This is a genomic window from Microlunatus sp. GCM10028923, assembly GCF_042666975.1.
Classification (GTDB): Bacteria; Actinomycetota; Actinomycetes; order Propionibacteriales; family Propionibacteriaceae; genus Microlunatus.
Genome location: NZ_JBHTFF010000011.1, coordinates 43,685 through 55,723, shown reverse-complemented (window position 1 = coordinate 55,723; position 12,039 = coordinate 43,685). Strand labels below are relative to the sequence as shown.

Annotated in this window: 10 protein-coding genes; 6 read left to right on the top strand and 4 right to left on the bottom strand. The window is 70.0% G+C overall.

Annotated features, from left to right (window positions below; all coding sequences use genetic code 11):
* The first annotated feature begins 94 nt into the window (after window positions 1–94).
* Window positions 95–580 (top strand): HNH endonuclease, encoded by a 486-nt coding sequence (locus tag ACFQU4_RS24655; protein WP_377497060.1) that lies wholly within the window; start codon window positions 95–97, stop codon window positions 578–580.
* Window positions 581–583: 3 nt separating this feature from the next.
* Here the strand turns inward: ACFQU4_RS24655 and murQ are convergent, their stop codons facing one another.
* Window positions 584–1,525, bottom strand: a complete 942-nt coding sequence (murQ, locus tag ACFQU4_RS24650; RefSeq protein ID WP_377497058.1) for an N-acetylmuramic acid 6-phosphate etherase — start codon at window positions 1,523–1,525, stop codon at window positions 584–586.
* Window positions 1,526–1,640: 115 nt separating this feature from the next.
* Here murQ and ACFQU4_RS24645 point away from each other — a divergent pair, with 115 nt between their 5' ends.
* Window positions 1,641–2,879, top strand: coding sequence for an exo-beta-N-acetylmuramidase NamZ domain-containing protein (locus ACFQU4_RS24645; protein ID WP_377497056.1), 1,239 nt, complete (start codon window positions 1,641–1,643; stop codon window positions 2,877–2,879).
* A 225-nt stretch (window positions 2,880–3,104) separates the two neighbouring features.
* Here ACFQU4_RS24645 and ACFQU4_RS24640 read toward each other — a convergent pair whose 3' ends face one another.
* Both ACFQU4_RS24640 and ACFQU4_RS24635 read right to left on the bottom strand, forming a co-directional pair.
* Window positions 3,105–6,845, bottom strand: a complete 3,741-nt coding sequence (locus ACFQU4_RS24640) for a glycoside hydrolase family 2 TIM barrel-domain containing protein (protein ID WP_377497054.1) — start codon at window positions 6,843–6,845, stop codon at window positions 3,105–3,107.
* 134 nt (window positions 6,846–6,979) lie between these two features.
* Window positions 6,980–7,786 carry a class I SAM-dependent DNA methyltransferase gene (locus ACFQU4_RS24635; RefSeq protein ID WP_377497052.1) on the bottom strand — a complete coding sequence of 269 codons (807 nt, stop codon included), beginning with the start codon at window positions 7,784–7,786 and terminating at the stop codon, window positions 6,980–6,982.
* A gap of 76 nt (window positions 7,787–7,862) precedes the next feature.
* On the opposite strand from ACFQU4_RS24635, the gene ACFQU4_RS24630 reads away from it, so the two are divergent.
* The 3 genes from ACFQU4_RS24630 to ACFQU4_RS24620 all read left to right on the top strand — a co-directional run bounded on the left by ACFQU4_RS24630 (window position 7,863) and on the right by ACFQU4_RS24620 (window position 10,120).
* Window positions 7,863–8,345, top strand: a complete 483-nt coding sequence (locus ACFQU4_RS24630) for a GNAT family N-acetyltransferase (protein ID WP_377497050.1) — start codon at window positions 7,863–7,865, stop codon at window positions 8,343–8,345.
* A gap of 102 nt (window positions 8,346–8,447) precedes the next feature.
* Window positions 8,448–9,422, top strand: a complete 975-nt coding sequence (locus ACFQU4_RS24625) for a GNAT family N-acetyltransferase (RefSeq protein WP_377497048.1) — start codon at window positions 8,448–8,450, stop codon at window positions 9,420–9,422.
* Window positions 9,419–10,120: a PIG-L deacetylase family protein gene (locus tag ACFQU4_RS24620; protein WP_377497045.1), complete on the top strand. Its 702-nt coding sequence runs from the start codon at window positions 9,419–9,421 to the stop codon at window positions 10,118–10,120. The genes ACFQU4_RS24625 and ACFQU4_RS24620 overlap by 4 nt, the downstream gene beginning before the upstream one ends.
* Here ACFQU4_RS24620 and ACFQU4_RS24615 read toward each other — a convergent pair.
* Window positions 10,117–11,028, bottom strand: a complete 912-nt coding sequence (locus ACFQU4_RS24615; protein WP_377497043.1) for a MurR/RpiR family transcriptional regulator — start codon at window positions 11,026–11,028, stop codon at window positions 10,117–10,119. The genes ACFQU4_RS24620 and ACFQU4_RS24615 overlap by 4 nt on opposite strands.
* 231 nt (window positions 11,029–11,259) lie before the next feature.
* On the opposite strand from ACFQU4_RS24615, the gene ACFQU4_RS24610 reads away from it, so the two are divergent.
* Window positions 11,260–12,039: a trans-aconitate 2-methyltransferase gene (locus ACFQU4_RS24610; protein WP_377497041.1), complete on the top strand. Its 780-nt coding sequence runs from the start codon at window positions 11,260–11,262 to the stop codon at window positions 12,037–12,039.

The window sequence follows — 12,039 nt, the reverse complement described above, 5'->3', positions numbered from 1 at the left end:
GCAATAATCTCCATGGAATAAGCCGATGACAAGGTTTCGATCCATCGGGCACCCTGGTTGGTCGGAACGGCTAGTTCGACTGAGGAGGTGCAGCATGTCGGTCATCGCGACAGCGGCCGGGCCCTTTCGTGCTGCCCCCGGAGTCCTGGTCCTGAACACCGACAACACCGCCCTGCACACGGTGACCCTGAAGCACGCGATCCGGATGCTGGTCCGTGAGGTCGCGGTGGTCGAGCAGGCCCACGAGGACCGCCGGATCGGACCGTACCCGTGGCCGCTGGTGCTGCGGTTGATCCGCTACGTCAAGACCACGTTCCTGTACGCCCGCAGTCCGCTGTGGTCCAAGCGCGGCGTGCTGCGCCGGGATCGGCACACCTGTGCCTACTGCGGCCGCAAGGCGTCAACGGTCGACCACCTGATGCCGCAGTCCCGCGGCGGCCGGAACACCTGGCTGAACACGGTCGCGGCCTGCCAGGACTGCAACGCCCGCAAGGGAAACCGGACCCCGGCCGAGGCCGGGATGCTGCTCTCCTGGAAGCCCCGGGTGCCCGGCTGGCGCGAGCACGCGAACGCCTGCTGAGCTTCAGGAGAGGGCCGGATGGCGCGAGCTGGGCAGCCCGATGGCGACGCCCAGCCGCCCGCCGGCCTCGTCCACCAGCTTCCGGGCCTGGTCGGCGTCGACGCTGCGGCTGATCATCACCGCGGCCGTCTTGACCTCCTGGTCGGCCGCGTCCAGGGCCTGCTCGGCCGGACCGGCCTCCACCTGGGCGATCGTGCTGACCAGCCGGATCGCGCGCTGTCGCAGCTTCGCGTTGGTGGCCTGCATGTCGACCATCAGATTGCCGTACGTGCGGCCGGTGCGGACCATCAGCGCGGTGCTGATCATGTTCAGCACCAGCTTCTGCACCGAGCCGGCGTTGAGCCGGGTGGAGCCGGCGACGACCTCGGGGCCGGCCGGCGCCTCGATCGGGTGATCGGCGTGCTTCGACAACTCGGCCGGGCTGTTGCAGGACAGCGAGACGGTGACCGCGCCCGCGATCTTCGCCGCGTCCAGCGCCCCGCGGACGTACGGGGTCCGGCCGCTGGCCGCGATGCCGACCACGGTGTCCTGCGGAGTCAGGTCGAGCGCCAGGACATCGGCGGCGCCGGCCGCCGGATCGTCCTCGGCACCCTCGACCGAGTCGACCAGGGCGGTCCGGCCGCCGGCGATCACGCCGACCACCCGGCCCGGGTCGGTGTGGAACGTCGGCGGGCACTCCGAGGCGTCCAGCACCCCGAGCCGGCCGGACGTGCCGGCCCCGATGTAGATCAGCCGGCCGCCGGCCGCGAAGCCCGGTTCGGCGGCGGTGATCGCCGCGTCGATCTGATCACCGGCGGCGGCGACGGCCTTCGGCACCGACCAGGCCGCCTCGGTCATCGTTTCCACGATCTCGGCCACACTCATCTCGTCCAGGCGACCGAACCGTCGGTCGTACGCCTCGGTCCCGAGACCCTCGAGACGTGGCCTGTCCGGAGGTGGCGTCATCTCTCTCCTCGTTGGTCCTGCCCAGCCCAAAACGCTTGGTGCGGTATTTACCCGCACCGTCGACCTTGGGTAATTTCTCTACCTATAGCCCGCATCGTAACCGGAAAGGTCACCGATGGCCGACATATCCCGCAAGCAGCCCCGACCCGGTCCCGCAGACCCGTCCGGTCCGTCCGTCACCAGCGGCGCGGACCGGCTGATCCTAGACCCGGGGCTGTTGGGCGGTGACGGCCCGGTCGGCCTGATCACGAACTTCACCGGGGTGCGTCGCGACCTGCGCCCGATCGCCGGCGGGCTGCTCGAGGCGGGGATCGAACTGACCTCGCTGTTCGGGCCCGAGCACGGACTGCTCGGCACGGCGCAGGCCGGTTTCGTCGAGGACGGTGATCATGATCCGGTGACCGGGCTGCCCTTGTACGACACGTACCGGACGACCCCGGAGCAGCAAGATCAACTCATCGAGAAGTCGGGCGTGTCGACGCTGCTGTTCGACCTGCAGGACATCGGGGTGCGTTACTACACGTACATCTGGACGATGTTCGATCTGATGCAGGCGGCCGGCCGGACCGGGCGCCGGTTCGTCGTACTGGACCGGCCGAATCCGCTGACCGGACTGGTCTCCGCCGGGCCGCTGCTGGAGCCGGGCCAGGAGAGCTTCATCGGACGGGTGCCGATCCCGCAGCGGCACGGGCTGACCGTCGGCGAGCTGGCCGACCAGCTCAACCGGACCGCCGTCGCGGACCGGCTCGGGCTGCCGATCGACCTCGACGTGATCACCGTCGACGGTTGGCGCCGCGAGCTCTGGTACGACGAGACCGGGCTGTCCTGGGTGCCGCCGTCACCGAACATCCCGACCCTGGACACGGCCGTCTGTTACGTCGGTACGGGCTTGTTCGAGGGCACCAACCTGACCGAGGGCCGCGGCACCACCCGGCCGTTCGAGACCCTCGGCGCACCGTTCTGTGATCATCGGCTGGCGGACGCGGTGACTGAACGCGGACTGCCCGGCGTCCTGGTCCGGGCCACCTCGTTCGTGCCCACGTTCCACAAGTTCGTCGACCAGACCTGCCACGGCATCGCCCTGCACGTGACCGACCGGTCGGCCTTCGACCCGATCCGGACCAGCCTGGTGATCATGGAAGTCGCCGGCGAGCTCTATCCCGAGTTCGGCCCGCGCGAGAACGGCGGCACCGGCGTCGACATCCCCGGCGCCAAGGGCTTCGCCCTGGACAAGCTCTGGGGCGCCCCCACCCTCCGCGAGTCGATCGCCGAACGCGCACCCCTGGAACCCCTGCTCCCGCCCGCCGGCCACCCGTCCACCTGGATCACCACCCCCGACCTCCTCCGCTACTGACTCGCCCCGGCCCCGGCCCCGGCCCCCGGCCCCGGCCCCGGCGCACCCCAAACCCGCCGACCGGGCACAAAAGCAGGCGTTCTGTCGGCGTGTCGCTGCGGTCGTGCCCTGTCGGCGGGCGGGCGGAGGCGAGGCACAGAATTTGCACTCTGCCGATGTGGATTTCCGCCGTGACTGACCGGCGGAATTTCACTCCGGTATTGCGGACACCACCCCCCTGTCCGATCAGGGGGTGAGGAGCAAGGCGGCAAAGCTCCAGTACACGCCTGGCGCCGAGGCGAAGGTCAGGTCGACGGTCCGCCCGTTGGCGCCGCCGTCGACCGGAACGTCGACCCAGACGGCACGACCGGGCAGCACATCCTCGGTGCGCACCGTGCTCGCCCCGCCGGTGATCATGTACGACCGCGCCTCGAACTCGGGGTCGCCGACCAGCAGCCGGACGTGATGATCACCGGCCGGCACCGCGAGCCGCAACGTGGCCGGCGCGTCACCCGCCACGAAGTCGCGCTGCAGCGGATCAGCCGCGCGACGATCGCGACACTGCGGCGGCGTCCCGACCCAGCCGAAGCCCGCCGCCTCCGACCAGGTCGAGGCCGGGCTCAGCTCCCGATACGACGTCAGTACGGTCCCGCCCGCGCACCCGGCGTCCAGGGCCAACGGAATCGTCGCCCCGTCCGGCACGCCCGACAGCACTCCCGAGGCCGTACCCCGGACCTGCTCCCCCGCCGCCGACACCCGGGCCGTCGCCGTGATCACCTGAGCAGCGGCCGGGGCCGTGACCGCAACGGTCGCGGTCGCGGAACCGAAGGCCGGGACGGTCGCGGTCGCCGATTCCGCCGTCCAGCCGTCCGGGACATCGAGGGCCACGGCCACCGTGATCGGATGGTCGGAACCGTTGGCCAGTCCGACGGTCACCTCCCCCGGCGTCCCCGACCGGAACGGCGACGCCGCGGCGGTCACCGAGGTCGGTGTGATCGCCCCGGAGGTCGCGACCGCGAAGTCCGACACCACGCCGCCGAAGCCTTCCGCCGCGCCGGCCGACGCGGCCAACCCGAAGGATGCGCCGGACAGCGATCGAGCCGGTACGGCGAAACCGAACCAGCGTTGGCCGTCGACGGAATAGAGCGGGGTGTACTGACCCTGGTGGCGGACCAGGCGGACCTTGATCCGGTCGCCGTCGATCGGGCGGCTGTCGTCGACCTGCAGCGTGCCGGCGGACTCGTGCACCAGCCGGACCACGCGCCGGCCGTCGACCTGAGCGATGCCGATCTTGAGGTAGTGATCGTCATCGCGATAGGCGTACAGCGACAACTGCTGGCCGTCCGCGGTCGTCGCGGCCGACAACTCGGCCGTTGCCGTGGCGTCGATCGACGGTGAGGTCGTCCGGGTCAGCAGGTTGGCCGCGCCGGGCCTACTGCCCTCCTCGGTACCCGGCATCCCGGTCAGCCGGAGACTGCCACCGTCCACCCGCAACGCCGAGTCGTCGGGCCTGGCGACGGTCCAGCCGGCATCCAGCGCGGTGCCGTCGAAGGCGTCGGAGGAGGGATGGCCGGCGGCGTCGGTGGCGATCACGTCGAGTTGCCGGGGCATGGCCTCGGTTTCGGAGTCGATCACTGCCCGGACCAGGCCGGGTTCGACGTCGCCGCTGACCGGCAGCGTCCCGGTGAGGGTGAGCTCGATCGTCGTCGTCGCGCCGGGTGCAAGATCGAATTCCCGACTCGTGACGCTCGCGGTGTAACCCGCGGGCGGCGTGATGCGCACCGTTCCCCGGGCGCCGCGACCGCTGACGTCGGTGACCGTGATCCGCTCCGGCAGCGACGCCGCGACCCCGGGTTCGGCCTGCGGCCGGCTGACCTCGATCCGCACCGGCGAGAACAGTACTTTCCAACCCAGCTTGGGTTTCCGGTCGTAGCTGATCAGTCCCTTGGCGTGGAACGGGGAGACCGGATCGGGGTTCCCGCCGGCCCAGTCGTCGCGGCACCAGAACTCGGTCGAGGTCCAGTACATCCGGCCCATCAGGTGCGGTTCCTGCTCCAGCAGCCGGTTGTGTTCGTCGATCACGTACGCCTGGTAGTGCTCGGTGCCCTTGCCGGTTCCGGGACGGTCCTTGACCGCTTCGACCCCGTACTCCGACAGCAGGATCGGCTTGTCACCGGCCGCCCGGCGCAGGCCGTTGATCATGGTCAGCACGCTGGTGATGCTGGGGTCACCGCGACCGGCATAGAAGTTCTGGGCGACGAAGTCGACCAGGTCCAGCGTCTTGTCGGTACCGGTGCCGTTCGCCGTCGAGCCGTACATGGTGACCTGGGTGTAGAGCCGGTCTGGGTCAAGCTGTCGACCCTTATTGATCATGGTCGAGATGTAGTCCCGGGCGCCCTCCTGGTCGGTCCGGGTCTCGTTGCCGACCGAGTACGCGATCAGACTCGGATGACTGCGGTCCCGGTTGATCATCTTCGTCAGTTGACTCGCCGCGTACTGCTGCACCTCGTCGGAGGCCAGCTCCGCACCGGTGGCCCCGGTGACGTTGACCTCCTCCAGCACCAGCAGGCCGTAGCGATCGGCCGCGTCGAGCTCGGCCGGCGTCGTCGCGTAGTGGGCGGGACGGTAGATCCGCATCCCCTTGTCCCGCAGTTGTTTGAGCTCCCGGTCCGCCAGTCCGCCGGGCTGCGTCCGACCGAGTCCCGGGTAGTCGGCATGCCGGTTGAAGCCTTGCAGGTCGCGTACCGGTTCACCGTTCAGCAGGAAGTCCGATCCGGCGATGCTCACGGTCCGGAAGCCGGTCTGCTCGGTGTGCCGCGGAGCCGGACCGGCGGGGTCGAGAGCGACCGTGTAGAGGGCCGGGTGATCGAGATCCCACAACTGCGGGCGATCCACGGTCAGGGTGATCGGGTCCGGCTGGCCATCGGCCGGGACCTTGATCGTGATCGTCTTCCGATCGCCGACCGGACGACCGGCCGGGTCGGTGACGGTGACGACAGCGCTGAGCTGCTGAGCCGTGCCGGTGGTGTTGACGGTCGCCGGCCTGATCGTCAGGGTCCCATCGGCCGCACCCTCGGCCCGGAGCTCCGTGACCGCCACCGGTCGGGTCTGTTCCAGGTAGACCTCCTGGAGCAGGCCGCCCCAGTTCCAATAGAAGTTGTGCACCCTCCCGTGGACGCCCATCTGATCCCGGCGGTGATCGACGATGACCGCGACGGTGTTGGTGCCCCGGCGGACCGCGGCGGTCGCATCGACCCGGGTCGGCAGGTAACCGCCGCGAGACGTACCGACCTGTTCACCATTGACGAAGTAGCGGCAGCTCCAGTAGCAGGACTCGAAGCGAAGCGCGGTCCGGAGATCGGTGGTCGAGTCGATCGTGACGTCCCGGCGATAGACGGCGACCATGCCGCGAGAGGTGTTCCACTCCGACACCACCGCGCCCAGCGAGTCCGGAACGACGATCGAACGCCAACGGCCGGCGGTGTAGCCGGGCTGGACGGCCTTCGGAGCATCGCCGGTCAGCGCGTCGCCGGGAAGATCATCCGCCGCGGCGACGCCCCAGCCGCCGTTCAGCGACTGGGTGCCGCTGGGCAGCGCCGCTCGCTCGGTGTGCACCTCCTTGGTCGCGACCAGGACACCGTCAGGGGTGTCCGCCTCGGCCCGCAACACATGATCACCGGGCTCGAACCACCCGGCGTCGGTGGCGGTCGACCAGTCCGGCTCACGCTGCGTCTGCTGCGCGTACTGATCGGTGAGTTCGCTGACCCGGATGTCGTCGACGAAGTAGCGCACCGCGGTGGTGCCCGCCGGCGCGGAGACCGCCAGGTCGACCGTGCCGCTGAGCTGACCGGACTGGGGTGCCGTGATCCGCAACGCTCCCGGTTCCGCCATCGCCTCCTGCGTCGCGGGCACGACCAGGAATCCGGCCGTCAGGACGACGGCGAAGACGGCCACCACGAAGGCGCGAGTCGATCGACGGATCACCATTGAGTCCTCCAAGTGAGCGCTTCTGCTACGTGGCAGAGTGCTCAAACCTCAACACACGCCAACCGAGGCGTCAAGGTGCACGCACCCGGGATTCCACCCGCCAGAACGCCGGCTTTCGTGCCCGGTCAGCGCGGCTACGAGGTGGCGGGCTTCTCCCAGACGGAGATGTGCCTGGTGCTGTCGGCGGTGAAGTCGGCACGGTTCCAGTCGGACCAGCGGTGCTTCAGGCGCAGGCCGGCGATCCGGGCCATCAGGTCCATCTCGGCCGGCCAGGCGTACCGGAACGGGATCCGGTAGAACCGACCCTTGCCGTCCGGCGTCACGGTGACGTGGTTCGAGCTGAACTCCTGGGTGACCACGTCGTACTGGTCGAAGCCGACGTAGCCGCCGCCGTCCGTACCCGGGGCGACGGTGAACGGGACCGTGTCCTGGCCCGGCGGCAGCCGGCGCAGATCCGGCACCCCGACCTCGATCAGGAACACACCGCCCGGCCGCAGGTGCGCGCCGGCATTGCGGAACACGTCGACCTGACCGTCCTGGGTCGTCACATTGCTGATCGTGTTGAAGACCAGGTACGCCAGCGCGAAGTCACCGGGCACGCGGGTCGAGGTCATGTCGCCGATCGTCACCGCGACCCGGTCGCCGCCCGGCTTGTCCGCGACCCGGTCGGCCATCGCCCGGCTCAGCTCGATCCCACTGACTGCGACACCCCGAGAGGCCAGCGGCGCGGCGATCCGGCCGGTGCCGGCGGCGAACTCCAGGGCCGGCCCTCCGGCCGCCAGGTCCTCCAGCAGATCGACCGCCGGGGTGATCGCCGCCGGATCGTTCGCACCGCCCGGGCTGTCGTAGTTCGTCGCCACACTCTCCGGGAACCAGCCGTCGGCCGCATCGTCGCCCGGCCGGAGGATCGCCGCCAGGCCGTCGTCCGCCACATCAGTCATGATCACGACGCTAGTGATCAACCCGGCGGCCCGCCACCCGATTTGGCCCGCCGCTCCCGTGTGAGAGCATCCGTCGATGAGCACCGTGAACGTCCGGCCGATGACGGACGACGAGTATCCGCAGTGGCTCCAGGCGCTGTCGGAACGGTTCGCCCGCGAGCAGGTCGAGGCCGGCACCTGGGCCCCGGAGGGTGCCTTCGAGGCCGCCCTGGCGAAGAACCAGAAGTTCCTGCCGCAGGGCCGGGCCACACCGGGAATGTTGATCTTGGTCGCGACCGACGGGGCCGGATCGCCGGTCGGCCGGGCCTGGGTCGGTCTTGATCATCCGGCCGGCAAGGCCGACTGCGCCTTCCTGTACGACATCGAGATCGAACCCGCCCAGCGCGGCCGCGGGTTCGGCCGGGCCCTGCTCGAGGCGGTCGAACAGGCCACCCGGGAGGCCGGCGCGCCCGCGCTCGAGCTGAACGTCTTCGCTCCCAACCGGACCGCCGTCGCGCTCTACGGTTCGGCGGGCTACGCGGTGACCACCCAGCAGATGCGCAAGGACCTGCCCGGCTGACATGTTGAGAACCCACACACTGAGATACCCGCCGGAGATTTATTGACCCGGCTCGGCTAGGCTCGGTTGACTGGTCACGTTCACGCGACAAGAAAGTTGATCATGAACGACACTGCCACCCCTTCCGGGGCAGCGATCCGCGGCTTCCGGACCGGCGACGGGCCACGGTTGACCGAGGCCTGGACCAAGGCCGCGCCCGGCGACCCGATCGGCTACCGGCGCTTCCGGGACCTGGTCCTGCTGGACCGTAACTTCGACGCCGACGGCCTCCGGGTGGCGGAGCTCGACGGGGTCCCGGTGGGCGCCGCCTATGCTGTCCGCCGGCTGATCCCGGAGTCCGGCGGCGACCTCCAGCCGGAGACCGGTTGGATCGGCTTCTTCTTCGTCGACCCGGCGGCCCAGCGGCGCGGCATCGGCCGGGAGTTGATCACCAGCGCGCTGGACTGGCTGCGGTCCCAGGGCTGCCGTACCGTCTTCTTCTCCCCCACCACGCCGAACTACTTCCTGCCCGGCCTGGACGCCGATCGCTACCCGGCGGCCGACGCGCTGCTGCGCAGCCAGGGGTTCCAGACCCATTACCAGGCCGTCGCGATGGACCTGAGCCTGAACGACTACGCAATGCCGCCCGAGGTCAGTGATCAACTCGACCGGCTCACCGCCGACGGCTACCGGTTCGGCACCCCGGACTCGGACGAGCTGCCCGCCTTGATCAAGATCGCCGGTGAGGAGTTCAACGCGGACTGGGCCCGGGCGATCCGCGAGGCGGTCGTCGCCGGGCTGCCGCTGGACCGGATCGTGGCCGTGTTCGACCCGGCCGGCGAGCCGCTCGGCTGGGCGATGCACGCCGCGTACGAGCAGGTGCCGGAGCGCTTCGGCCCGTTCGGCGTGCTGCCGACCAGGCGCGGCCTCGGCCTGGGCAAGATGCTGCTGCACCTCACCCTGGAACGGATGCGGGCCGCCGGCTGCCACAGCGCCTGGTTCCTCTGGACCGGACTCCAGTCGGCGGCCGGCCAGCTCTACCTGAAGTCCGGTTTCACCGTCACCCGTACGTTCACGATCATGAAGGCGGCCCTGTGAGCGAGCAGACCCCGCGGACGGTGCTCGCGGTCGGCGGCCACATCGGCGACATGGACCTGACCGCCGGCCCGACCCTGGCCCGGGTGACCGGCGAGGGCGGCCGGGCGATCATCGTCGCGCTGACGTACGGCGAGCGCGGCCACCCCCGGCTGACTCCCGAGGAGTACCAGGTCCAGAAGATCGCCGAGGGCCAGGCGTTCGCCGCCGCGATCGGCGCCGAGTTCCACGTTTTCGACTACAGCGACGGCTTCCTGCCCGACAACGACGAGGTCGCCGAGCAGCTGGCCACCCTGATCCGGCAGACCAAGCCGGACACCCTGATCGCGCACTGGAAGCACAGCATCCACCGTGATCATGAACACGCCTCGGCGATCGCGGAGCGGGCCCGGTTCCTGGCCTCACTGCCCGGTGATCACGAACTGCCCCGGCACGGGATCAGGCAGTTCCTCTACGCCGAGAACTGGGAGGACGCCGAGGGCTTCGTCCCGAACGTCTCGGTGCCGATCCCGGACCAGGCCTTCGACCGCTGGCTCGCCGCGATCTCGGGGCAGGCATTCGCCCGCGGCGAGACGTACGGCTTCCGCTACATCGACTACTACACGGCGCTGATGACCGTGCGCGGCTGTCTGGCCGGCCACCCGCGCGCCGCCGGCTTCCATCGCCCGCAGACCGGCGCGCAGGTGCTCACCGACTTCTAGTGTCGCTTGCCCGACGTGTGCCGCGACCGGACCACGGCGTAGGTGCTCTCCAGCGCCTCGATGGCCGTGTCGTAATAGCGCTGGGCCACGCCGGCGAACAGGCAGTCCACCAGGGCCAGCTGCGCGATCCGGCTGGACATCGCACCGGACCGGAAGGTCGTCTCGCGGGCAGCGGTGATCAACAAGTGATCGGCGACCTCGCCGATCGGTGAGCCGCGGAAGTTCGTGATCGCGACGGTCGTCGCGCCGCGGCGCCGGGCCACCCCAAGCATGTCGATCGTGTCCACGGTGGTTCCCGTGTGCGAGATCCCGACGGCCACGTCGCCCGGGTTGAGCACCGCGGCCGAGGAGAGGGCCTGGTGCGGATCCGGCCAGATGAAGGAGATCAGGCCGATCCGGTGCAACTTCTGGTGCAGGTCGCCACCGACCAGCGCGCTCGCGCCGGCACCGTAGATGTCGATTCGGCCGGCGTTCGCGACGGCATCCACCGCGGACTCCAACTCGGTCAGGTCGAGCGCCGTCGCGGTCTCCTCGATCGCCCGCGCATCGGCATGGGTGATCTTGCGGACCACATCGGCCAGCGAGTCGGTGGCGCTGATCTTGCCCGTGATCGGGCCGTCGCCGTTCTGTCCGGACTCCTCCCACTGGGCGGCCCGGGCCAGGGCGATCCGCAGTTCCGGATAACCGGCCAACCCGAGCGCCCGACAGAACCGCAGCACCGTCGTCTCGGAGGTTTCGCATTGTCGGGCGACCGCCGTGATCGAGCTCTCCGAGACCGCGGCCGGATCGGCCAGGACGGCCTGGGCGACCCGTTGCTCGGCCGGCCGCAGATTCGGCAGGATGCCTCGCACCCGGATCAGGATCGAACCGGGTCGCGGCGTCTCCGCCGTGCCATTCGTCGTCGGCATGTATTCCTCTTCACTCAGGTCGACAGCATGGGAGTATCCCCCACTGAATCCCCCGCGTGCTCGGCGAACCCTCGTCCCTGGTGCTGCGAGCCTACCGAGCCCGGCACCCGCGCGCAGGGAACCCACCGAAGGACATTCGATGACGTCGAAATCCACCGCATCCCCGCCCTCGTCGGCGCCCTCGTCGACCTGATATCTTGATGTCAAGATATCTCGTCCCGAGGAGCCCCGATGCCGGTCTGGAACCCTTCCGTCTATCTGCAGTTCGCCGACCAGCGGTCCCGGCCGTTCTTCGACCTGGTCGGGCAGGTCGGCGCCGACAACCCGCGGACCGTGGTCGACCTCGGGTGCGGGCCGGGTCAGCTGACCGCGTCGCTGGCGGAGCGCTGGCCGTCGGCGACCGTGACCGGGGTCGACTCGTCGCCGGAGATGATCGAGCAGGCGCAGGCGTACGCGAGCGAACGGGTGTCCTTCGCCGTCGGTGATCTTCGTGACTGGCAGCCGGACGGGACGGTCGACGTGATCGTCAGCAACGCCACCCTGCAATGGATCCCGGAGCATCGCACCCTGCTGCCGATCTTGATCGACCGGCTCACCGACGACGGCTGGCTCGCCTTCCAGGTGCCGGGCAACTTCGATCAGCCGAGCCACGTCCTGCTGTACGAGCTCGCCCGTGACCCGCGCTTCGCCCGCTGGACCGAGGGCACCGAGTTGCGCACGGTGATCGGGGCCGCCGACTACCTCGCCGAGCTGGCCGGCCCCGGCCGCGAGGTCGACGCCTGGGAGACGACGTACCTGCACGTGCTGGAGGGGCCCGATCCGGTGTTCCGCTGGATCTCCGGCACCGGCGCCCGGCCGGTCCTGCAGTCGCTGCCGGAACCGCTGCGGGCCGAGTTCGTCGCCGAATACCAGGCCCTGCTGCGTGAGGCGTACCCGGCGCAGGAGCACGGCACCGTGCTCCCGTTCCGCCGGGTCTTCGTCGTGGTCCGCCGCACCCGATCGGCAGGGTGA